Genomic DNA, 22,692 nt, shown 5'->3' with positions numbered 1-22,692 from the left:
AACACGTTATAGAATGATGTGGGTGTCAGTCCATGCTTTCTGCCAGGAAGAATTGACGAAAATCGATTCGAGAACAAAAACACGTTGCAGTTTGTGTTCAGGAGGTTTCAAGTGAGCTGGGATCTACGCGCCGATGTCGTAGTCGTCGGGTTCGGTGTGGCAGGGGCAGCGGCTGCGCTCGAGGCCGTCGCCGCGGGCAGTTCCGTCATCGCACTCGATCGGTACGCCGGGGGCGGTGCCAGCACGATCTCGGGGGGAGTCGTCTACGCCGGCGGTGGTACGTCCATTCAGGGGCAAGCCGGAGTCGAGGACAGTCCCGAGCAGATGTTCGCGTACCTGACCAAGGAGGTCGGCGACGCCGTCAGTCCGGCCACCCTGCGCAAGTTCTGCGATCAGAGCCCTGAGATGATCGAGTGGCTTTCCCATCACGGTGTGCCGTTCGAAGCGTCGCTATGTCCTTACAAGACTTCGTATCCCACCAATCGTCACTACCTGTACTACTCGGGCAGTGAGGCTGCGGGAGAATTCCGTGAGGTGGCCACGCCTGCACCGCGTGGACATCGAGCCAAGGGCAAGGGCACCTCGGGGAAGATGTTGTACGGGCCGATGGCGAAATCCGCCCAGGACGCGGGTGTGCAGTTGATACCGCAAACTCGCGCGGTTTCGCTCGTCGTCGAAGATGGCCGAGTCGTAGGCATCGAGTGTCGGACGCTGAAGGATGCCCCCGCTCGAATCCGGCTGGCTCACAAAAGGATCGGCCTACTCTCCGCGAAGCCGGGCATCTACGCCCCGCAGCTTCGGTACCTGCTCGAGCGCAGACTCGCTCGGATCGAGAAAAAGTACGGCCGTCTCGTCCGCATCCAAGCGCGTGGAGGGGTCATTCTCAGCGCAGGTGGATTCGCCGCGAACCGCACGATGATGAAGACGCACGCATCGAAATACACCGGCGGAATTGCACTCGGAACGGCCGGCGACGACGGCAGTGGCATCGGCTTGGCCACCGACGTCGGCGCCGAGACGGCGAAGCTGGCCAATATCTCGGCCTGGCGGTTCATCGTTCCCGCCGTCCCGTTCCTCGGCTCTCTACTCGTAGATCGGGCAGGTGAGCGCATGGTCGACGAATCTCGTTACGGCGCAGCTCTCGGTCACGCCATCGTAGAAAAGGGCGGCGGTCGTGGCTGGTTGCTCGCCGATGCGGACCTGGTACGGGACGCCAAAGCGCAACTGCCGAAGCAGGCGATGTGGTTCCAACGAGTCCAGAATGCCGGGTTGATGCGCACGGCCCGGCGTGGAAATACGATCGAAGAAGCGGCACGCGCTGCCGGTCTCGACCCCACAGGACTGCGGGAGACAGTGGACCGACACAACGAGGCCATCGCGTCGGGAACCGTAGATCCGATGGGCAAGCACGACGACTTCCGACGACCCGTCCTCGCGGCGCCGTTCACACTCTTCGACGCGGGCATTCCTGGTGGCTCGACGATCGCGAAGATGATGAATCCGTGCCCGATGATCACCCTCGGTGGACTCATCGTCGATGAGCACACCGGAGGCGTGAAAGATACGCGCGGAGTAGTCATTCCGGGACTGTTCGCTGCCGGCCGCACTGCTGTCGGACTGTGTTCGAATTCGTATGTCAGCGGACTCTCACTCGCGGACTGTGTCTTCTCGGGCCGTCGGGCAGGAGCACACGCGCTGGTTTCGGCAAGCGATGACCGCGGGATCGACTTCCAAGCGATGTGAGCTCGAAGTGTTGTGAGAGAGGTGTAGGGGCCCAGCGTCGCTGAGCCCCTACACGGCGGAACTGCCTAGTCGGAGGGGACCGACAGAATCCCTTCCATCACTGCATGGTCGATGCTGTCCTGCATGCGGGGGCACGAGTCCTGCGTTGCCGAGTTCCCTGCATCACGAAACACCGGGCAAGTATCGGCAGGTCTGGTGGTCCACTGCACCGAGGTCTGCTTGGAACTGTTCTTGCGAACCAGGACGCCAGTTCCACATGCTCGACATTCCACCGGTGCGAGAGACGAATCGAGATAATTTTCCTTGTCGCGCACGGTCTGCGCGTGAATCTCCTCGATTCGCGCCGGATCCTGCGCGAAGTCCGGTGCCTTGGCCCAGCTCAGGCTCATGACACTTCGGCGTTCTCGGCCTTGTCGGCCTTCTGGCGAGCGAGATTCTCGTCGACCTCCACCTGCCAGGCTTCGTTCGCCTTGGAGGTATCGACCTCGAACTCGAACCGGCCGGTCATCTTGTCGTCGACATCGGCGACGTCGACGTAGAACTGGTCGTACCATCGGCGCAACTGATAGACAGGGCCGTCCTCCTCGCAGAGCAACGGGTTGTCGATCTTGGTCTTGTTCTTCCAGATCTCGACGTCCTGTAAGAATCCGGCGCTGATTCCCTCGGTGAACTTCTCCGCAAGTTTGATCGAGGTCTTGTCATTCATGCCTGCTGGCTTCTTGACGGTGATGCCCCACTGCAACACGAACGAATTCTGATCGATCGGGTAGTGGCAGTTGATCAGTACACTCTCGACCTCGAACCCGCCGTAACTGTTCATCAGCGGGTTGATCATGTACGAGGGGCCGTAGTAGGCGGCTTCGGACTTCAGCAGAGTGTCGCCGCCGTACTGCGAGGCCATTCCGATGTCCGGACGGCCCTTGGTGTTGAGGTACTGCGAGGCGATGTGGCCCTCGAACACATTCTTGAAGTACGTCGGGAAGGCGTAGTGAATGTAGAAGAAGTGCGCCATGTCCACGACGTTGTCGACGATCTCGCGGCAGTTGGCACCCTCGATGACCATCGAGTTCCAGGTCCAGTCGGTCCAGTCGTCGCTGTAGGCACCCTCGATCCGTGGGATCGTGACCTCCTCGGGAGGCGGATTACCTTCGGCATCGTTCCAAACGAACAGCTGGCCGTTCTGATCCAGCGTCGTCCAGGTTCTCGTACGCGCCAGCGGTGGGACACGCCTCGCATACGGAATCTGGGTGCATTTGCCGCTCGCGCCCCATCGCCAGTCGTGAAACGGGCAGGCGATCTCGTCACCTTTCACGGTTCCCTGGGTCAGGTCGCCGCCCATATGACGGCAGTAACCGTCGAGGACGACGATTTTCCCGGCCGAATCAGCGAAGACGACAAGTTTGGTGCCGAAAGCCTCGACGGAGTGCGGTTTGCCGTCGGTGAACGTTGTGGTGAGGCCGAGGCAATGCCAACCACGTGCGTAGCGGGTCGGTGTATTGCCGACGTCGATCTCTCGGATCTTTGCCATGTGAACCCCTCACGGTCTACTCGAGCTGTTGCTACTAGAACACGTTATAGAATTCCGGTAGAAATGGCTAGTGAAAGCGCGGGGAAGAGTTCTCGACACATGAGAGAACGTGTTCTAGTCTTGCTAGGAAACCACTGAGAAGGTAGGAGTCAATCGTGACGCAGGAGCCGATCGTCAGCCACGAGGTGTTGGATCGAATCGACGCCTTACTGCCAACCCTGCGCGAGCGCGCGCAGGAGACCGAAGATCTGCGACGTCTACCCGACGAGTCGGTGAAAGCCCTCCAGGAGACCGGCTTCTTCCGTTTGCTGCAGCCGGCGCAGTGGGGCGGTTACGAAGCAGACCCGGGGTTGTTCTATACCGCAGTGAAAAAGATCGCGAGTGCCTGCGGATCCACCGGTTGGGTCTCCTCCATCATCGGAGTGCACAACTGGCACCTTGCACTGTTCCCGCAGCAGGCGCAGGAAGATGTGTGGGGACAGGACACCGATGTTCGGATCTCCTCTTCGTACGCACCGATGGGCGCGGGCAACGTCGTGGACGGCGGATACCGGGTATCCGGTGCATGGCAGTGGTCTTCGGGCTGCGATCACGCGACATGGGCGATGCTCGGCGGGCCCGTCATCAAGGATGGTCGACCCGTCGACTTCGTGACGTTCCTCATCCCGCGTGAGGACTACCGCATCGACGACGTCTGGAATGTCGTCGGACTGCGTGGAACCGGCAGCAACACCGTGGTGGTCGAGGATCAGTTCGTTCCGTCGCACCGCGTGCTGAGCTTCGGAAAGATGAACGATCACACCGCTGAAGGGCTCGAGCGCAATACCGCTCCGGTGTACAAGATGCCGTGGGGCACGATTCACCCGACCACCATTTCCGCCCCGATCGTAGGAATGGCGGAAGGTGCCTATGCTGCGCACGTCGAGCATCAGGGTAAGCGTGTGCGCAAGGCATTCGTCGGCGAGACCGGTAAGGACGATCCCTTCGCGAAGGTGCGTATCGCCGAGGCCAGCAGTGACATCGATGCCGCGTGGCGTCAGTTGTCGGGCAATGTCGCCGAGGAGTACGCACTGCTGAAGGCAGGCGAGGAAGTGCCGATCGAGCTACGGCTTCGAGCACGCCGCGATCAGGTGCGTGCGACCGGCCGATCCGTCGCCTCGATCGACCTTCTGTTCGAGAGTGCAGGTGCGACCGCGCTGCAGAACGATGCTCCGCTGCAACGCTTCTGGCGAGACGCTCACGCGGGCCGAGTGCATGCTGCAAACGATCCGGAACGCGCGTACCAGATGTTCGGTGGAGGAGAGTTCGGCCTCCCGCTCAAGGACACGATGGTATGACCGCGGCCACGCAGGAGATCACCTTCGAATCGACGTCGAAGTTCGCGCAGATTCGTCCGGACATGAAACTTCATTACCACGAGGCGGGCGTCGGGAACGATACGACGATCGTGCTGCTGCACGGCGGTGGACCGGGCGCGTCGGGATGGTCGAACTTCGCGGCCAACATTCCGGTGCTCGCGGAACAGTTCCACGTCCTGTGCGTCGACCAGCCCGGATTCGGGTTGTCCGACAAGCCGATCGACCATCCGCAGTACTTCGTGCACTCGTCGTCTGCGCTCAAGGATTTGCTGGATCATCTCGGAATCGCGAGAGCCCACCTGCTCGGAAATTCTCTCGGGGGCGGCACCGCGGTGCGATTCGCGCTCGATTTCCCCTCCAGCGCAGGCAGGTTGGTGCTCATGGGACCCGGAGGGTTGAGCATCAACCTGTTTGCCCCAGACCCGACCGAGGGCGTCAAGCATCTCGGCAACTTCAGTGCTCCGCCGGGGCCGTCGAAGGAAAAGCTCGAGGCGTTCCTCAAAGTGATGGTGTTCGACCAGTCGCTGATCACCGAAGAGCTACTCGAACAGCGCTACGCCGCCGCATCGACGCCGGAGTCCATCGGCGCGATGCGTGCCATGGGGAAGTCGTTCGCCGGCGCCGATTTCGAGAAGGGCATGCTCTGGCGTGAGGCATACAAGTTACGCCAGCCTGTGCTGCTGATCTGGGGCCGCGAGGACCGCGTCAATCCGATCGACGGCGCATTGGTGGCACTCAAGACGATTCCGCGTGCGCAGTTGCATGTGTTCGGTCGATGCGGACACTGGGCTCAGGTTGAAATGGCCGAGGAATTCAATCGTTTGACTGCTGCATTTCTTACCGAGGGGAGCTGAGAGATGGGCATCCGATCTCTGGCATACATGCGTATCGAGGCCACCGACATGAACGCGTGGCGCGAATACGGGCTCAAGGTGCTCGGCATGGTCGAGGGCAAAGGCGTCACCCCGGGCGCGCTCTACCTACGTATGGACGACTTCCCGGCCCGGCTCGTCATCGTTCCGGGTGAGAAGGACCGACTGCTCGTATCCGGTTGGGAAACTGCGAATGCTGCCGAGCTGCAGAGCATAAGAAGTTCCCTGGACAGTGCCGGTGTTGCCTACAAGGAGGGCACTGCCGAGCAGATTCAGGACCGTCGAGTAGACGAGTTGATCGTGTTCGAGGACCCGTCGGGCAACACCCTCGAGGCGTTCCATGGGGCAGCTCTCGAGCATCGGCGCGTGGTCAGCCCGTACGGCCATACGTTCGTCACCGGCGAACAGGGCCTGGGTCACGTCGTGCTCTCCACCGACGACGATGACGCGTCACTGCGGTTCTACCGCGATGTCCTCGGCTTCCGGCTTCGCGATTCGATGCGTCTGCCTCCGCAGATGATGGGTCGGCCTGCCGACGGCGATCCCGGATGGTTGCGATTCTTCGGGTGCAATCCTCGGCATCACAGCTTGGCGTTCCTGCCGATGCCGACCCCCAGTGGAATCGTGCATCTGATGATCGAGGTCGAAAACTCCGACGACGTCGGACTCGGACTCGACCGCGCATTGCGTAAGAAGGTTCCGATGTCGGCAACGCTGGGACGTCACGTCAACGACTTGATGCTGTCCTTCTACATGAAGACTCCCGGCGGTTTCGACATCGAATTCGGTTGCGAAGGAAGACAAGTCGAAGACGAGAAATGGGTTGCCCGCGAAAGTACGGCCGTGAGCCTGTGGGGACACGACTTCTCGGTGGGAATCAGATAGGTGAGTGAACACGTGGCGAACTTCGAACCCCGGACGTTCCGGACTGTTCTCGGGCAATTCTGCACCGGAATCACGATCATCACTACGGTCGACGAGGACGTCCCGGTGGGCTTCGCCTGCCAGTCGTTCGCCGCGCTGTCGCTCGATCCACCACTCGTATTGTTCTGCCCTACAAAGGGTTCCAGGTCGTGGGCTGCAATCGAACGAAGCGGAAAATTTGCAGTCAATGTCCTGGGTGAAGAGCAGCAGGACACCTGTGCGCGTTTCGGATCTCGTGAGCCGGACAAATTCGCCGGTGTCGAGTGGAGCCCGTCGGAACTGGGCTCGCCCATTCTGGCAGGCTCGCTCGCGCACATCGATTGCACGGTGGAGAGGGTTCTCGACGGTGGTGACCACTACATCGCCATCGGTCGGGTCCACTCACTCGGCGAGATCACCGGTGAGCGTCCGTTGCTCTTCTACCGCGGCCAGTACACCGGTATCGAACCGGACAAGACCGTTCCCGCACCATGGCGGGACGATCTCGAAGCTTTCCTTACCGCGTCGTCTCCGGACACCTGGTTGTAATTCGAGTCACGACCAAAAAATCGCCCCGGGCATACCCGGGGCGATTTTTCCTTCACTGAAAATCCTCGTCGTGCCGGCTCGCTCGGCCGGCGACGGGTCCGACTACACAGCCGCGGGAGCGTATCGGCTAACGTACTCGCTCGGTCGCCCGAACAGCTGTGAAGAGCCGTGTGCCCGTTTGAAGTACAGGTGTGCGTCGTGCTCCCAGGTGATCGCGATGCCACCGTGAATTTGTATCGAATCTGCGGCGATGTGCGAGAGTGCTTCGGAGCAGTGCACTTTCGCTACACCCGCATCGTCGTGGGCCGACGGAAGCTGCTCGGCGAGTGACCGCGCGGCTGCGTACGACACCGATTTTGCGCTCTCGAGCAGAACGTACATATCCGCCATACGGTGCTTGAGCGCCTGGAAACTTCCGATCGGGCGACCGAATTGTACCCGGGTGCGACTGTATTCCACGGTCATGTCCAGGCTTGCCGCAGCAGCACCGATTTGATCGGCAGACAGTGCGGTACAAGCGATATCGCGAACTTTTGCGAGCGTATCTGGCGCGGTATCGATCTTGCGCCCGGTGACGCCGGCGAACTCGACGGTGCTCAGTCGACGCGTGGGGTCCATCGTCGGAGTGTTGCGACGGGTGACGCCTGCGGCGGACGGGTCCACCTCGTACAGCGATACCGTGCCGTTGTCCGAGGCAGCGACGACGAGGACATCGGCGTACAGACCGTCGAGGACGTACTCCGCCACACCGGTGAGAGTTCCGTCGGTGACGGTCACCGGGACGTCGTCGTCACTCCATACCGAACCGGCCCAGCACAGCGCTGCAATGGAACTGCCCTCCGCGATGCCGGGGAGCAAACGCTCACAGGCCTCGCGGTCGCCGGACACGAGCAGTGCCTGGCCTGCGAGTACAACCGAACCGAGCATCGGCGACGGCGTCAGGGATCTACCCAGTTCCTCGAGCACCACGTGCGATTCGATGGCCCCGAATCCGGCTCCGCCGAACTCCTCCGGAATTGCCAGTGACGCAATGCCGACCTCGCACAATTGCTGCCACAGCGACTCCTGGTAGCCGCGGTCGGTGTCGATCGCGGCGCGCAGGTCCGAGCGCTTGTCGAGCAACGATCTGATCATGACCCGCAGATCGTTCTGCTCTTCGGTGAACACCCCTACCCCGTTCATACGGCGGCCAGAGCGTGTGCGATACGTGCGCGGTGAGCAGCTACGGTTCCCCATGCGGTGTAAAGGGCCCGTACCTTCGTCAGCCACAGCGACAGGTCGTACTCTGCGGTGTAGCCGATCGCGCCGTGCACCTGGAGTGCGACGCGCGACGCGAGGTAGGCAGCCTCGGAACTGGCAACCTTCGCGGCCGACACGTCGCGGGATGCGTCTTCGCTGCCGCCTGCGATGGAGATAGCAGCGCCGTAGATGAGCGGCATCGCCATTTCCAGACCGATGAGTGCGTCGGCCAACTGGTGCTTGATCGCCTGGAAGGAGCCGATGGGCTTGCCGAACTGCACACGGCCCTTGGCGTACTCGGTGGTCGTATCCACCAGATGGCGACCGAGTCCGAGAAGCTGTGCGGAACAGGCCAACGCTGCCAGATCGAACGCGCGATCCCAGGCCTGCGCGACGGCGGGGTCCTCGACCAACGTCGAGCTGTCGGTCACCTCGAACAATCTGCGAGCAGTGTCGACGGAATTGCGACGAGTTCCTGGCTGCACCTGCTCGATTCGCGATCCGTTCACGCGCAGCACGAGGTCGCAGACGTCTGCGTCCAGTGCGCGAGGACTTGCCACGGACGCAAGTGCAGATCCGTCGGCAATTCCTGGAAGCCATTTTTCGGCGAGATCGCCGAACGGCGCGAGCAGTGTCGGCGCAACAGCGACGGATTCGATCAATGGGCCGGGCGCTGCTGCGCGTCCGATTTCGATGAAACCGACGACGAGATCGACTGGATGTGCGCCGAGACCGCCGTGGTTCTCCTCGATGGTCAACCCGGTGACACCGGTGTCGGCGAGTCCGCGCAGCAGCTTGCGGCCTGGCTCCAGTTCGTCGCGGCTCCAGGCTCGAATTGCTCCGGCCGAACCGGCGAGCTGTTCACGCAGACTGGATGCGAAGTCTTGTTGTTCGGTGGAAAGTGCGAATCTCATCGGTCCGCCTTAGGAAGGCCGAGCAGACGCTCGGCAACAATGTTGCGTTGAATCTCGTTGGTACCCGCGTAAATCGGGCCGGAGAGGGAGAAGAGGTAGCCGTCCTGCCAGGAGCCGTCGAGCTCGCCGTCGTCGCCGAGTAGGTCGAGTGCGGTCTCGTGCAGTGCGACGTCGAGTTCGGACCAGAAGATCTTGTTGATCGAGGACTCGGCACCGAGTGCTCCGCCTTGCTGCAGACGCGTCACCGTGCCGAACGTGTGCAGGCGGTAGGCACGTGCCCCGATCCATGCGTCGACGACCCGGTCGGCGGTATTGGAATTCGCCACCGCATCGGAATTCTGCTTCCAATGCCCGATCAAACGATCTGCTGCGGCAGTGAACCTTCCGGGGCTACGCAGGGAGAGTCCGCGTTCGTTGCTAGAGGTGCTCATGGCGACGCGCCATCCGTCGTTCGGTTGCCCGATTACGTCGGCGTCCGGAACGAAGACATCTTCGAAGAAGATCTCGGCGAAACCGGCCTCACCGTCGAGTTGCGGGATCGGGCGCACCGTGACGCCCTCGGCAGTCAGCGGGAACATCACGTACGTCAGGCCGCGGTGGCGCTGCGCTTCGGGATCGCTGCGGAACAGACCGAAGCCCCAGTCTGCGAAGCTAGCGCGTGAACTCCAGGTCTTCTGACCGTTGAGGACCCAGCCGCCCTCGACCTGCTTGGCGCTCGACCGGATACCAGCAAGGTCACTGCCGGCCTCGGGCTCGGACCAAGCCTGTGCCCAGATGTCGTCGCCGCGTCCCATACGCGGAAGGAAGCGCTCGCGCTGTTCCTCGGTTCCGTGCTCGAACAGTGTCGGAGCGAGCAGGAAGATTCCGTTCTGCGCGACGCGTCCCGGTGCGGCGGCGGCGTAGTACTCCTCCTCGAAAATTACCCATTCCAGCAGTGAAGCGTCACGGCCACCGAGTGCGCTCGGCCATGAGACGACGGAGAGGCGGGCGTCGGCGAGGGTGTTCTCCCACTGCCGGTGCTGCTCGAAGCCCTCTGCCGTGTCCATCGAGGCGAGTGGTTCCGCGGGGATGTTCTCGGCGAGGAACTCGCGCACGCTGTCGCGGAACGCAATTGTGGAGTCATCGAGATCGAGATCCATTTACTTGCCCTTCTCCTTCATCGTCTTGGCGTTCATGCCGCCGAGGGAGTCGGTGTCGACCTCGGCATTGTGTGCATGCGCAAAGTGGTGGAGACCGAATACCGAGTCCATGCCTGCGCGCATTCCCATCTGGTCCTCGCACTGGTTGACGGCCTTCTTGGTCAACGCAAGTCCGAACTGCGGCATTGCCGAGATGCGTCCGGCGAGAGCGCGGGTCTCCGACTCCAGATCATCTCGCGGTACGACGCGCGAAACCATGCCCCACTCGTAGGCGCGCTGTGCCGAGAAGCGGTCGCCGGTGTACAGGATTTCCTTGGCGGCACGGGTGCCGAGCACCCACGGATGCGCGAAGTACTCCACGCCCGGGATGCCCATGCGCACAACGGGGTCGGAGAAGAATGCATCGTCGGAGGCCACGATCAGATCGCAGACCCACGCGAGCATCAGTCCGCCGGCGATGCAGGCGCCCTGTACCGAAGCGATGATCGGCTTGGGGATTTCGCGCCAACGGCGGCACATCCCGAGATAGACCTCCATCTCGCGAGCGAAGCGCTGGTCGCCGCCGACCCGGTCGATGTGGTCCCACCACATGACGGCCTTGTTCTCGAAGTGGACGTCCACGTCGCGTTCGGGGGTACCGATGTCGTGTCCGGCACTGAAGTGTTTGCCGTTGCCCGCCAGAATGATCACCGCGACATCGGGGTCCTCGGTCGCGCGGGTGAATGCGGCGTCGAGTGCGTACGTCATGGCCGAGTTCTGCGCATTGCGGTACTCGGGCCGGTTCAACGTCACCGTCGCGATCTTGTCGACAACTTCGTATGTCACAGGTTCGCTCATCGGATTTCCTTACCTAGTTCGATCCGGGAGGCCTTGCCGGGGGCCTCGTAATACTTGCAACGAGTGTTGGTCGGGGTCGGCCCTGCCGCACGTCGGAGTGGGTCCGGGCCGATGCTCGGTTCCGTAGTCATGGTCTCCTCGGGCGGTTCGTTAACAAGCAAGTGCTTGGTAGGTTATCCTACTGAAGTGGATGGAAGCCAGGGGCAGGTTCGGCAAGGTATCTCGGGTGCGTCCGATGTGGAGTTCGCCGCCGAGGTTCGACAATGGTTGGCAGAGAACCTGAACGGGGAGTACGCAGCCTTACGTGGGCTGGGTGGACCTGGGCGGGAGCACGAGGCCTTCGAAGAGCGGCTCGCGTGGGATCGCCACCTCGCCGCCTCCGGATGGACGTGTCTCGGCTGGCCGGAGGAATACGGCGGACGGGCGGCGACGCTCGATCAACAGTTGATCTTCCACGAGGAGTACGCCAAGGCCGATGCGCCCGCGCGCGTGAGCCACGTCGGTGAGGAGCTGCTGGGCCCGACGCTCATCGCGTTCGGTACCGAGGAGCAGAAGAAGCGCTTTCTTCCCGGCATCAACACGGTCTCCGAACTCTGGTGCCAGGGCTACTCGGAGCCCGGTGCAGGCTCGGATCTCGCAAACGTCTCCACGACGGCGCGCCTCGACGATCAAGGCTGGGTAATCAACGGCCAGAAGATCTGGACTTCGCTGGCGCACGTCGCCGACTGGTGCTTCGTCCTTACTCGAACCGAACCAGGATCCAAGCGGCACGCCGGACTGTCGTATCTGCTCGTGCCGATGGACCAACCCGGTGTGACCGTTCGACCCATCAACCAGTTGACCGGAACGTCCGAGTTCAACGAAGTGTTCTTCGAGGATGCTCGAACCGACGCAGAGCTCGTAGTCGGCGAACCCGGAGACGGGTGGCGAATTGCCATGGGAACGCTGACCTTCGAGCGCGGTGTATCCACGCTCGGGCAGCAGGTCGGCTTCGCTCGCGAACTCGACGGTATCGAGGAAATCGCCCAGCGAAACGGTTCGGCCGCGGACCCGATTCTGAGCGACCGGCTGGCACGGGCGAGGATCGGACTGTCGGTGATGCGAGCGCACGCGTTGCGCACATTGGCAACCGTCGACGCCGGCACGAGCGGCGGCGAGGCATCGGTCTCGAAGCTCCTGTGGGCCAACTGGCATCGAGGACTCGGTGAACTCGCGATGGACGTGCTCGGTGCGAATTCACTGACCTACGAAGAAGAACTGACCAACCTGCAACGGCTGTACCTCTTCACTCGCGCCGACACCATCTACGGCGGATCGAACGAAGTGCAGCGCAACATCATCTCCGAGCGAGTGCTCGGCCTACCCCGAGAGGCGCGTCCATGACCGGACCACTGTCCACCCCACCGGCCGAGATCTCCGGCCACGGACTACTCGTCGGCCGGGTCGCCGTTGTGACGGCTGCAGCCGGAACCGGCATCGGCTCGGCGACGGCACGTCGGATCCTCGCCGAAGGTGGAGACGTTCTCGTCTCCGACTGGCACGAGCGCAGGCTCGACGCCACCCGCGAGAGCTTGGCGGAGCAGTTCCCCGACGCCCGAGTCGAGTCCGCGGTGTGCGATGTATCGAGCACCGAGCAGGTACGCAACCTCATCGACACGGCCGCCGAGCGGATGGGCCGCATCGACATCCTCGTCAACAATGCAGGTCTCGGTGGCGAAGTTCCCGTAGTGGACATGACCGACGAGCAGTGGGATCGGGTCCTCGACATCACGCTGAACGGCACATTCCGTTGCACCCGAGAGGCATTGCGGTACTTCCGTACTGCCGGTCACGGTGGCGTCATCGTCAACAATGCAAGCGTCCTCGGCTGGCGCGCGCAGAAGGGGCAGGCGCACTACGCCGCCGCTAAAGCCGGCGTCATGGCGCTGACCCGCTGCTCCGCCGTCGAAGCAGCCGAATTCGGAGTGCGGATCAATGCCGTCGCACCGAGTATCGCCAAGCATGCGTTCCTCGCCAAGGTGACCTCCGAGGATCTTCTCGACCAGCTTTCTGCCGGAGAAGCCTTCGGCCGCGCTGCGGAACCGTGGGAAATCGCAGCAACCATCGCGATGCTGGCCAGCGACTACTCGAGCTACCTGACCGGTGAGGTGGTGTCCGTCTCCAGCCAGCGGGCCTGAGACGGGTCCCTCACTTCGCCGTCCGGCGAGGATGCGGGGACAATGACTGGCTATGGAGATCGCTGTCTTTCTCGTAGCCCTCGCGGTCGGTGTACTCACCGTCGCGGGCCTGGCCGAGCGACTGGGCGTTCCGCCGCCCCTACTGCTGATCGCGGTAGGGGTCGCGGCGTCTTATGCGCCGGGAATGCCGGAGATTCATCTCGAACCCGAGGTGGTATTGCTCGGACTGCTTCCGCCCCTGCTCTATGCGACGGCGATCCAGTCCTCGCTGGTCGATATCAATGCCAACCGCCGATCGATCCTTCTACTGTCCGTCGTGCTGGTTGCCGTCACGGCAATCGGCGTCGGCGCAATCGTGCACGCGATCCTGCCGGGGATCTCCTGGCCCGCATCGCTCGCGATCGGTGCAGTCGTGGCACCACCGGATGCGGTCGCGGCCTCTGCCATCGGACGTCGAATCGGCTTACCCCGTCAGATAGTCACGATCCTCGAAGGTGAATCGCTGCTCAACGACGCGACGGCACTCGTCGCGCTGAGCACGGCGATCTATGCGCTGAGCAATTCGGTGAATGCCGGCCGGATCGGACTCGACTTCGTCATTGCGGCAGGCGGCGGCGTAGCGGTCGGTCTGGTGACGTTCTACGTTGTCGCCAAGGTGCGGCGCAGACTGACCAATCCGGTGCTGGACACCGCGATCTCGTTCGTCGTTCCGTTCGCCGCATATCTCTTGGCCGAGGAGATCCAGGCCTCCGGCGTCCTGGCGGTCGTCGTCGCCGGGCTGTTGCTCGGGCACGAAGCCCCGATCCTGCAGTCGGCGCAATCTCGAATCGCGGAGCGCATCAACTGGCGAACCATCGCCTTCATTCTCGAGAATGCAGTATTCCTGCTCATCGGCCTACAGGCGTCGTGGATCGTGCACGACGTCGCCAAGAGTCCGCTCTCGCCCCTGACCATCGTCTCGGTGTGCGCAGCCACGCTCGCAGGCGTCATCGCGATCCGAATCTTCTGGGTATTCGTTTCCCGCTATGCCCTGGTACGGCCGGGGGCCGATCCCACGACCGGCACGGTCCCGTCGTGGCGCTACACACTGCTCATCGGCTGGGCCGGGATGCGTGGGGTCGTCACACTTGCCGCCGCCTTCATCATTCCGTTGGGAACCGAGGACAGAGAAGTCCTGCTTCTCATTGCCTTCACGGTCGTCGCCGGAACTCTGTTCCTGCAAGGGCTCTCGCTTCCGATTCTTGCCCGGCGACTGAAGGTCCCGTCACCAGATCCGATGGATGACGCCTTGGCGCGCGCCACCCTGCTGCAGCAGGCATCCAAAGCGGGATATGCCGCGCTCGACGAGCTCGAATACGAGGACCCGCACGACATCGACACACTCGTTCGTCAACGCGTGGAGCAGCGCAACTCCGCAGCATGGGAAAGACTCGGCACCACGGCCGATCAGGAGACGCCCAGTGAGCTGTACGCCCGCGTGCGATTGACCATGATCAAGGCCGAACGCGATCGAATTCTCGAGATCCGCAGTTCCGGAAAGGTGCCCTCCGAGGTCGTCGGCGAGGTGTTGGGGATGCTCGACGTCGAGGAATCGATGATCGACGCGGGCAGTGAGTCGCGTCGAGATATTCGAGCGTCGAACGAACTGCGTGGCCACCCCGGAGTCGCATGCGAGGATCTCGATCGCTACCCGGAAGCGCAGACGCACACCGACGGCACTTGCCACGAATGCGTCCGCGAAGGGACGGAATGGGTCGCATTGCGTGCCTGTCTGGATTGTGGACACATCGGGTGTTGCGACTCCTCGCCGCGCCAGCACGCCACTGCCCACTTCCGGGAGACAGGCCACCCCGTCATGGAATCCGCCGAGCCGGGGGAGAACTGGCGGTGGTGCTTCGTGCATCACCTGACGGCTTGACCCATGCACGTATGCAAAGCAAGTGCTTGGTTGGTATGATGTGCTCGTGCCCCGAATCCCAAAAGCCGTAGGACGACGCGATGAGCTGCTAGAGCTCGCCGCGACGCTCTTTGCCGAACGTGGCATGCGTGCAACGACGGTCCGTGACATTGCCGACGCAGCAGGGATCCTCTCCGGAAGTCTCTATCACCACTTCGACTCCAAGGAGTCGATGGTCGACGAGATTCTGCGGGGGTTCCTCGACGAACTCTTCGACAGCTACCACAAGATCGTGGCAGAGGGATTGGGTTCGCGGGAAACCCTGGAAGGTCTCGTAGTGGCGTCGTTCGAGGCGATCGACCGTTCGCATTCGGCCGTCGCGATCTATCAGGACGAGGCCAAACACCTCGTCGGCACCGAGCGCTTCGAGTACATCACCGAGCGCAACAGTGAGTTTCGTGAACTCTGGAACGGTGTGGTCGAGCGCGGTATCGCAGACGGCAGTTTCCGGCCGGATGTCGACGTCGAACTCGTCTACCGATTCATGCGTGACACAGTGTGGGTGGCCGTCCGGTGGTATCGCCCGGGTGGCAAGCTCACCGCAGAAGCCGTCGCGCAGCAGTATCTCGCCATCGTGCTCGACGGATTGTCGAGCACTCCCAAGTCCGTCACACGATCCCGCACGGCGTCAACCTAGGAGAGTCTTCCCATGCCCGAGGCCTACATAATCGACGCTGTTCGAACTCCGGTCGGTAAGCGCGGCGGTTCCCTCGCCGAGACGCACCCCGCAGATCTCGGTGCGAGCGTCCTGCGTTCGCTGATGGATCGTTCCTCGATCGATCCGCCCCAGATCGACGACGTCATTTTCGGTTGCGTCGACGCCATCGGCGGGCAAGCTGGAAACATTGCGCGCACAGCCTGGTTGGCGGCCGGATTCCCGGAAGAAGTACCAGGGGTCACCGTCGATCGTCAGTGCGGCTCGAGCCAGCAGGCGATTCACTTCGCCGCCCAGGCCGTCATGAGCGGGACGTCGGATCTGATCGTCGCCGGTGGCGTACAGAACATGACACAGATCCCGATCGCGGCAGCAATGGTCGTGGGACAGCAATACGGCTTCGAGACACCGTTCAGTGGGTCGAAGGGGTGGGAACACCGCTACGGCAAGCAGGAAGTCTCGCAGTTTCGCGGTGCCGAGCTCATCGCCGAGAAGTGGGACGTCACGCGTGAAGACATGGAGCAGTTCGCTCTGGCCAGCCATCAGCGTGCGCGGCACGCTATAGCCGAAGGGCGCTTCGATCGCGAGATCGTCGGCGTCGGCGACTTCATGGTCGACGAGTGCCCGCGTGAGACGACTCTCGAGAAGATGGCTTCGCTCAAGCCCCTCACCGAGGGCGGACGGCTCACCGCAGCCCTCGCCAGCCAGATCTGCGACGGAGCGAGTGCGACGCTCGTGGCTTCCGCAGCAGCAGTCGAGGCACACGGACTCACCCCGCGCGCCCGAATTCATCACCTCAGTGCCCGCGGTGCCGACCCGATCTTCATGCTGAGTGCGCCGATCACGGCCACCAAGCACGCACTCGAGAAGGCCGGTCTGTCGATCGACGACATCGACGTCGTGGAAATCAACGAGGCGTTCGCTCCCGTTGTCCTGGCGTGGCTGAAGGAGACCGGCGCTGATCCGGCCCGGGTCAACATCAACGGTGGTGCGATCGCTCTCGGGCACCCCCTCGGCGCGACGGGGGCAAAGCTCTTCGCCACCATGCTGTGTGAGCTCGAACGTACCGGTGGCCGTTACGGCCTGCAGACCGTATGTGAAGGTGGCGGTACCGCCAACGTCACGATCATCGAACGGCTCTGATCCTCGCGTAGCGCGCCGGCGTCGGGGCGAATGTCGGACCTGTGTGCGACCCTGTGGTCGTGACCGAGTTCGCCCCCGACGCCCCAGCGAACAGCGCTCAGACTCCAGCGAACAGTGCTGGAGCCAGCATTATGCATGCCGATCTGGACTCTTTCTATGCGTCGGTAGAGCAGCGAGACGACCCACGCCTACGAGGCAAACCGGTGCTGGTCGGCGGCGGGGTCGTGCTCGCGGCCAGCTACGAGGCCAAGGCATTCGGGGTTCGCACGCCCATGAGCGGCGCTCGAGCCCGTGCCCTGTGTCCGCACGCAATTTTCGTTGCCCCTCGGATGGAGGCGTACACCGAGGCAAGCCGGGCCGTATTCGAGATCTTTCGTAATACCACTCCGCTCGTGGAGGGCATTTCCGTCGACGAGGCGTTCCTCGAGGTCGGCGGGTTGGGCAAGATCAGGGGCACTCCGGTTCAGATTGCCGAAAGATTGCGGCGAGAGGTCAGAGAGCAGGTTGGTCTGCCGATCACTGTCGGGATCGCCTGTACCAAGTTTCTGGCGAAAGTGGCCAGCGCGGTCGGAAAGCCCGACGGATTGCTACTGGTTCCGCCTGGCCGTGAACTCGAGTTCCTTCATCCGCTGAACATCGAGCGGCTATGGGGCGTGGGTAAGGTCACCGCCGACAAGCTCCACGCGTTCGACATCGTGACTATCGGTGACATCGCCGCCCACAGCGAAGCCTCCATCGTGTCCATTCTCGGTAAAGGTGCGGGGCATCATCTGTACTCGCTCGCCAACAATCGCGATCCCCGACAGGTTCAGACGTATCGAGGGCGCAGTTCGATCGGTGCGCAGCATGCACTCGGGAGCGGCCCGACGTCTTCGGCGGAGGTGAAGGCATCCCTCATCGCCCTGGTGGATCGAGTGACGCAGCGGATGCGTGCCGCTGAACGCACCGGCCGCACAGTGGTTTTGAGCGTACGGTTCGGTGACTTCACCCGCATCACACGTTCCCACACGCTGGGCCGTGCGACAGCCGACACTCAGGCCATTCTCGACGCGTCCCTGACGCTTCTTCGCGAAGCTGCATCTGTGATCGCCGAGCGTGGGATCACTTTGGTGGGCATCACGGTGTCCAATATCGAACGTACGGGCACCGAGCAACTCGAGTTGCAGTTCGACCAACCACAAGATGCTCCGAGTGCTTCTGCCTTCGATATGGCGCTCGACGGCGTCCACACCAAATTCGGTAAGGGTGCTCTCACCAGGGGAGTGCTGTTGGGCCGCAACTCCGGTCTGTCGGTTCCGCTACTTCCGGACTGACACCGTCAGCTCGAAGTTCTTCGGCATCAACGTCAGCCGTTCCTCGATCTTCAGGCTGTAGTCGGGGTCGGCTCGAATATCGAACTGCTGCAGTATGGTTCCGAGAACGAGTACTGCCTCATGAATGGCGAACTGTCGACCGATGCATGCGCGTTCACCCGTACCCCACGGTTTGTAGACGTGTCCCGGCCGTGACCGGACATTGGCGGACAGAAACCGATCGGGATCGAACGCATCGGGGTTCTCACCCCAGACCGGATCTCGGTGCAATCCCGGGATGAGAACGAACGCCCAATCGCCCTTCTTCATCGCATGGACGCCGCCGATGGAGGTGTCTTCGCGCGCTTCGCGGGCGAACGCCGGTGCCGTCGGCCACAGCCGCAAACTCTCGTCGAGGATGCGTCGAACCAGTCGGAGCTTGGGGACCTGTTCGAATTCCGGAGTCCGCGAACCCCATACCTCGTCGACCTCGGCACGGGCAGCCTCGAGAATGTCGGGGTGCTGCGAGAGGTAGTACAGAGCGAAAGACAGCGCACCCGAGGTGGTTTCGTGGCCGGCGATCAGGAACGTCACGATCTGCTGGCGAATATTGATCTCGCTCAGGGCATTGGGATTGTCGGCATCACGCGCAGCATCGAGCATGATGTCGAGAAGATCTCCTTGCCCCGACGTGCCCGCATCGCGCCGAGTCCGCACGATGTCGTCGAGAAGGGTTGCGATGTAGTGCTTGTCGCGATCGTTTCTACGCTCGGCTTTACGGAAGACGATGTCGGCCAGCCAGGGGATCGGCACGATCTCGCGTCGTTGATTGTGTGAAAGGACCCCTACCATCGCGTCGACGAAAGGGTGCGGCTCATCGCGGTTGAACGAGTCGAACCCATAGCTGAATCCGGTTCTGCCGATGGTGTCGAGGGTCAGCTTGGTCATGTCGGCGGACACATCGACCGTGGTGTGCGAGCGCCAGTGCGCCGCGAGATCGGATGCGACGTCGACCATGATGTGGTGGTAGCTGCGCATTGCGTTCTGAGTGAAGGCCGGGCGGAGTAGATCGTGTGCCTTCTGCCAGTTGGGCTCGTCCGAATACGCGGTGAACAGCGCATCGCCTCCGATCGAGCGCAATCCCACGATGGCGGGGGATACGTGCTTGACGAACCGATGTTCGTCGCACAGCTCCCCGGCCAGGGCGGCGCCGGAGACCATCACGTATTGGCGCCCGAGGACTACGCGTTCGAAGATCGGGCCCAGTTTCTTGGACAGTGCTATCGAATCCTGAACGGGTGTGGACGCATGGACGCCGACGACGTCTCCGAGGAGCGGCAGGCGCCTGTTCGGGTGCGGAAGTGCGTGTGTCGCGACGTCGACGTCGGTGACCATGCTGACCCTCTCGATTCACTACTGAACTCGAATTCAACAGTGAACCTACTCGCTACTGAACCAGTGTCAAATGTCACACGGCGAAGCAACGTCGGGCAGGGCGACGGGCTGGCGCAGGATCGTCTTCAGCTTGCCCGGGGAGGTTGACGTCGCGGCCCGCCATCGATGACGGTTTGTAGTGCGTCGCCGTAGCTTTCGACGATGTCATCGGTAGATGCGGCGAGCAGCCACGGACTTTCGACGACGTACAGGGCGGTCATCAGTCCGGATAGCTGAGCTGCGAGCAGATGGGAACGCAACTCGGCGTCGCCCCCGGAGAGTCGCGGAGCGAGTGGCGCAATGATCATCTGCTCGATCGCCTCCTGCAGGTGTTCGCGGACCACTGGGCGGTCGGATGCGCGAACGAGTGCTGCGTAGACGGCAGCCGAAGTGCCGACCTGTCGCTGACGCGTTCTCCGGACTACGAAATCGACCAGGGCGCTGCCCAATTCGTCGAGTGGGCCTTGCATGACCTCCACGAACGCGTCGGACATCGTCATCGTGCGAACGAAGAGCTTTTCCTTGGAGCCGAAGTATCGAATGACCAGAGCTGGATCCACGCCCGCATGTCTGGCGATGTCACGGACCCCGGTGGCGGCAAAGCCTTGCTCGGCGAACAGTTGCGCCGCGGCGGCCTGTACCGCTTGGCGGTTGTGCGCGGTACCCGAGCGGGCACCCTCGTCTGAGATTTCGGCCAGCATGCTTCGCATCCTTCGTTCGGTTCGACCAACCACTTGCTACCAACCACTTGCTACCAACCACTTGCTACCAACCATAGTCAACAGTGTTGACAAATTTACTGTCAACACTGTTGACTGTGGTTTGTCATCACCGTTGACACTTGAACTGAAAGGTTTGTTGCGCATGCCACACTCCAGTGACCATCGGCATCCCGACTGGGATCAGGCCCTCGGGGCCGACACCGAAGCGATCGCTCCCACTCATCTCCTGGAGCACTCCCAGCCATCGGCGTCCGCTCCTGCCGACGGTCGGACCGCGTGGCGCACCATCGTCGAGGCGATGGTGTTTCCGATCTTCTTCGCCGTGATGTTCGCGCTCTGCTACGTGAGTGCCTTCCACAATCCGACACCTCGGAATGTGGAGATCGTGGTCACCGGTCCAGAATCCTCCGTCACAGCACTCGTCGATCAGCTCGCGAGCAAAGTCGAGGGCAAGTTCGACCTCCAAGCTTCGACCGACACCGCTGCAGCGATCGAACGCCTGCAAGGCCGGGAGATCGCCGGCGTCATCGAACTCGGTTCACCCATGAACTTGCACGTCGCGTCCGCCGAAGGTCCGGTGCTCGTGCAAGCCGTCGAGGGACTGGTGCAGCCACTGGCCGCAGCCCAGGGACAGCCGGCGAACATCGTCGATCACGCACCGCTCGCACCCGACGACCCCACCGGCCAAGCACTGTTCTATCTCCTTGTGGTGAGCACGATCCTCGGATATCTGACGATCACCGTCCTCGCGCAGGTTGCCCCGGCCATGAAGATGCGGCCCAAACTTGGAATTCTCGCCGGGATGTCCTTCATCGGAATCGTGCTGTCGTACCTCGTGTCGTCGATATTCGTGGGGTTCTACGAAGCTTCGTTCTTGGAGAACCTGGCGATGCTCGCGGTGATCTTCACCTATACCTTCACCGTCGGACTGGTCAGCATCTTGGCCAACAAGGTGTTCGGCCACGCCGCGATCATGGTGGTGTTGTTGCTCATGATCTTCATGAACTTCCCCAGCGCAGGTGCAGCCATCCCCGTCGACTTCCTCCCCGGATTCTGGTCGGGTGTCAGTAACTTCTGGATCGGCTCAGGGGCCATGGACGCAGCTCGTTCCATCGTCTACTTCGGTAGCACCGGCGTCGACAAGGGACTGCTCATCCTGGGCGGATGGCTCGTCCTCACCGTGGCACTGCTGGTAGTCACCCACCGGCCGAAGAAGACATCGAAGGATGTTGCGGCGCACGCTGCACACTGACCCGGTAATGGACGTGGACTCCCCGAGCATTCGGCGGGAGTCCGCGTCCATCTTCGTCTCGAAGTGCTGCCGAGTAGCATCGCGAACACGATGTCCAGCCTACGTAAACGCCTGTCACCCGACCTGCGACGCGCACAATTGCTCGACATCGGGTCCCGCCTGTTTGCCGAGCGGCCCTACGAAGACGTGTGGATCGAGGAGGTCGCTGACCTCGCAGGCGTCTCACGTGGATTGATGTACCACTACTTTTCCTCGAAGCGTGACTTCTTCGCCGAGATCATCCGCGTCGAGTCGGCACGGATTCTCGAAATGACCGCCCCCGATACCTCGCTCCCGATCACCGAGCAAGTTGCAGCCGGGCTCGATGCCTATATCGGTTACGTGCTCGCCCACGAACACGGAATCCGCGCCGTCAACCGAGGAGCGATGTCCGGCGACACCGAGATTCAGGCGATGGTGACGGCCGAACTCGGGGTGCAACAGAATCGCATCCTCGCCGCCCTTCCCCCGGAGGTCCGAGAGGACGAGGTTCTCAGAACGGCGCTACGGGGATGGGTGTCGTTCGTGCGGGCCGTATGCCTCGACTGGATGGACCGCCGGACCATCTCCGAAGAAGACGTGCGCGCACTGTGCCTACGGGCACTCGAGGGACTTCTCAGGCTCTAGAAGGAGCGCACCAGCAGGACTATCGTGACGGCTATGTGCCGAAACATCACCACCCTGCGCGGGCTCGAACCGCACGCCACGGACAATGAGATCGAGGCCGCGGCAAGGCAGTACGTTCGCAAGATCAGTGGAGTCCAGAAGACATCCGACGCCACCCGGGAGGCGTTCGAGCAGGCCGTCGCAGAAGTGACCGCCACCACGCACCGACTGCTCGACGCGCTGCCCGAGAGACGTCGACCGCCCCCCACCGTCCCGCCCCTGCGCAGGCCCGAGGTGCAGGCGCGGATTGCCGCAAAGGCTCCCGCTTCCTAG

General features: G+C 62.4%; 23 protein-coding genes. 14 read left to right on the top strand and 9 right to left on the bottom strand.

Annotated elements, in window-relative coordinates; translation table 11 throughout:
- Positions 1-111 precede the first annotated feature (111 nt).
- Positions 112-1,743: an FAD-binding protein gene (locus tag BJI47_RS13675; RefSeq protein WP_088944276.1), complete on the top strand. Its 1,632-nt coding sequence runs from the start codon at positions 112-114 to the stop codon at positions 1,741-1,743.
- A 65-nt stretch (positions 1,744-1,808) separates the two neighbouring features.
- Here BJI47_RS13675 and BJI47_RS13670 read toward each other — a convergent pair whose 3' ends face one another.
- Together BJI47_RS13670 and BJI47_RS13665 are read right to left on the bottom strand one after the other, a co-directional pair.
- The gene (locus BJI47_RS13670) at positions 1,809-2,132 is read right to left on the bottom strand and encodes a hypothetical protein (RefSeq protein WP_088944216.1); all 324 of its coding nucleotides are present in this window, start codon (positions 2,130-2,132) and stop codon (positions 1,809-1,811) included.
- Positions 2,129-3,271 (bottom strand): Rieske 2Fe-2S domain-containing protein, encoded by a 1,143-nt coding sequence (locus BJI47_RS13665; RefSeq protein WP_088944215.1) that lies wholly within the window; start codon positions 3,269-3,271, stop codon positions 2,129-2,131. The genes BJI47_RS13670 and BJI47_RS13665 overlap by 4 nt, the downstream gene beginning before the upstream one ends.
- A 155-nt stretch (positions 3,272-3,426) precedes the next feature.
- Between BJI47_RS13665 and hsaA the strand changes: the two genes are divergently transcribed.
- The 4 genes from hsaA to hsaB are packed head-to-tail and all read left to right on the top strand — an operon-like array spanning position 3,427 to position 6,953.
- Positions 3,427-4,608 (top strand): 3-hydroxy-9,10-secoandrosta-1,3,5(10)-triene-9,17-dione monooxygenase oxygenase subunit, encoded by a 1,182-nt coding sequence (gene hsaA / locus BJI47_RS13660; protein ID WP_254900591.1) that lies wholly within the window; start codon positions 3,427-3,429, stop codon positions 4,606-4,608.
- Positions 4,605-5,483: a 4,5:9,10-diseco-3-hydroxy-5,9,17-trioxoandrosta-1(10),2-diene-4-oate hydrolase gene (gene hsaD, locus BJI47_RS13655; protein ID WP_088944214.1), complete on the top strand. Its 879-nt coding sequence runs from the start codon at positions 4,605-4,607 to the stop codon at positions 5,481-5,483. The genes hsaA and hsaD overlap by 4 nt, the downstream gene beginning before the upstream one ends.
- 3 nt (positions 5,484-5,486) lie before the next feature.
- Entirely contained in the window at positions 5,487-6,386 is a 900-nt protein-coding gene (hsaC, locus tag BJI47_RS13650; protein ID WP_088944213.1) for an iron-dependent extradiol dioxygenase HsaC, read from the top strand.
- 12 nt (positions 6,387-6,398) lie between these two features.
- Positions 6,399-6,953: a 3-hydroxy-9,10-secoandrosta-1,3,5(10)-triene-9,17-dione monooxygenase reductase subunit gene (gene hsaB / locus BJI47_RS13645; RefSeq protein ID WP_176224849.1), complete on the top strand. Its 555-nt coding sequence runs from the start codon at positions 6,399-6,401 to the stop codon at positions 6,951-6,953.
- Between the two features lie 102 nt (positions 6,954-7,055).
- Here the strand turns inward: hsaB and BJI47_RS13640 are convergent, their stop codons facing one another.
- From BJI47_RS13640 to BJI47_RS24680, 5 genes are read right to left on the bottom strand one after another with little or no spacing between them, the layout of a single operon-like run.
- A complete protein-coding gene (locus tag BJI47_RS13640) occupies positions 7,056-8,135 on the bottom strand; it encodes an acyl-CoA dehydrogenase family protein (protein ID WP_217808540.1) in 1,080 nt (359 codons plus the stop codon).
- The gene (locus BJI47_RS13635; RefSeq protein WP_088944210.1) at positions 8,132-9,106 is read right to left on the bottom strand and encodes an acyl-CoA dehydrogenase family protein; all 975 of its coding nucleotides are present in this window, start codon (positions 9,104-9,106) and stop codon (positions 8,132-8,134) included. The genes BJI47_RS13640 and BJI47_RS13635 overlap by 4 nt, the downstream gene beginning before the upstream one ends.
- The gene (locus tag BJI47_RS13630) at positions 9,103-10,245 is read right to left on the bottom strand and encodes an acyl-CoA dehydrogenase family protein (RefSeq protein WP_088944209.1); all 1,143 of its coding nucleotides are present in this window, start codon (positions 10,243-10,245) and stop codon (positions 9,103-9,105) included. Before BJI47_RS13630 ends, BJI47_RS13635 begins: the two co-directional genes overlap by 4 nt.
- Positions 10,246-11,082, bottom strand: a complete 837-nt coding sequence (locus tag BJI47_RS13625) for an enoyl-CoA hydratase (RefSeq protein WP_084345462.1) — start codon at positions 11,080-11,082, stop codon at positions 10,246-10,248.
- Positions 11,079-11,213 carry a hypothetical protein gene (locus tag BJI47_RS24680; RefSeq protein ID WP_254900590.1) on the bottom strand — a complete coding sequence of 45 codons (135 nt, stop codon included), beginning with the start codon at positions 11,211-11,213 and terminating at the stop codon, positions 11,079-11,081. The genes BJI47_RS13625 and BJI47_RS24680 overlap by 4 nt, the downstream gene beginning before the upstream one ends.
- Before the next feature lie 55 nt (positions 11,214-11,268).
- On the opposite strand from BJI47_RS24680, the gene BJI47_RS13620 reads away from it, so the two are divergent.
- The 6 genes from BJI47_RS13620 (at position 11,269) to dinB (ending at position 18,327) form a co-directional block, all read left to right on the top strand.
- Positions 11,269-12,465, top strand: a complete 1,197-nt coding sequence (locus BJI47_RS13620) for an acyl-CoA dehydrogenase family protein (protein ID WP_254900589.1) — start codon at positions 11,269-11,271, stop codon at positions 12,463-12,465.
- Positions 12,462-13,259, top strand: coding sequence for an SDR family oxidoreductase (locus tag BJI47_RS13615; RefSeq protein WP_088944208.1), 798 nt, complete (start codon positions 12,462-12,464; stop codon positions 13,257-13,259). Before BJI47_RS13620 ends, BJI47_RS13615 begins: the two co-directional genes overlap by 4 nt.
- 52 nt (positions 13,260-13,311) lie before the next feature.
- A complete protein-coding gene (locus BJI47_RS13610; protein ID WP_088944207.1) occupies positions 13,312-15,177 on the top strand; it encodes a Na+/H+ antiporter in 1,866 nt (621 codons plus the stop codon).
- 46 nt (positions 15,178-15,223) lie between these two features.
- Entirely contained in the window at positions 15,224-15,853 is a 630-nt protein-coding gene (locus BJI47_RS13605; protein WP_254900588.1) for a TetR/AcrR family transcriptional regulator, read from the top strand.
- A gap of 12 nt (positions 15,854-15,865) precedes the next feature.
- Entirely contained in the window at positions 15,866-17,014 is a 1,149-nt protein-coding gene (locus BJI47_RS13600; protein WP_088944206.1) for an acetyl-CoA C-acetyltransferase, read from the top strand.
- A gap of 131 nt (positions 17,015-17,145) precedes the next feature.
- A complete protein-coding gene (gene dinB, locus BJI47_RS13595) occupies positions 17,146-18,327 on the top strand; it encodes a DNA polymerase IV (RefSeq protein ID WP_088944272.1) in 1,182 nt (393 codons plus the stop codon).
- On the opposite strand, the gene BJI47_RS13590 is transcribed toward dinB, so the two are convergent.
- Together BJI47_RS13590 and BJI47_RS13585 are read right to left on the bottom strand one after the other, a co-directional pair.
- Positions 18,313-19,701, bottom strand: coding sequence for a cytochrome P450 (locus BJI47_RS13590; protein ID WP_088944205.1), 1,389 nt, complete (start codon positions 19,699-19,701; stop codon positions 18,313-18,315). The genes dinB and BJI47_RS13590 overlap by 15 nt on opposite strands.
- Positions 19,702-19,826: 125 nt before the next feature.
- Positions 19,827-20,441 carry a TetR family transcriptional regulator gene (locus BJI47_RS13585; RefSeq protein ID WP_088944204.1) on the bottom strand — a complete coding sequence of 205 codons (615 nt, stop codon included), beginning with the start codon at positions 20,439-20,441 and terminating at the stop codon, positions 19,827-19,829.
- 163 nt (positions 20,442-20,604) lie between these two features.
- Between BJI47_RS13585 and BJI47_RS13580 the strand changes: the two genes are divergently transcribed.
- From BJI47_RS13580 to BJI47_RS13570, 3 genes are all read left to right on the top strand, one after another.
- Positions 20,605-21,714 (top strand): ABC transporter permease, encoded by a 1,110-nt coding sequence (locus BJI47_RS13580; RefSeq protein ID WP_254900587.1) that lies wholly within the window; start codon positions 20,605-20,607, stop codon positions 21,712-21,714.
- Positions 21,715-21,804: 90 nt separating this feature from the next.
- The gene (locus BJI47_RS13575) at positions 21,805-22,380 is read left to right on the top strand and encodes a TetR/AcrR family transcriptional regulator (protein WP_088944270.1); all 576 of its coding nucleotides are present in this window, start codon (positions 21,805-21,807) and stop codon (positions 22,378-22,380) included.
- A 33-nt stretch (positions 22,381-22,413) separates the two neighbouring features.
- On the top strand, positions 22,414-22,692 hold the full coding sequence (locus tag BJI47_RS13570) for a DUF2277 domain-containing protein (protein ID WP_088944203.1): 279 nt from the start codon (positions 22,414-22,416) through the stop codon (positions 22,690-22,692).

Origin of the sequence: Rhodococcus sp. 1168 (genome assembly GCF_002091955.1) — a bacterium.
Classification (GTDB): domain Bacteria; phylum Actinomycetota; class Actinomycetes; order Mycobacteriales; family Mycobacteriaceae; genus Rhodococcoides.
The sequence above is the reverse complement of the archived record's forward strand: the minus strand, read 5'-3'. Positions and strand labels throughout refer to the sequence as shown.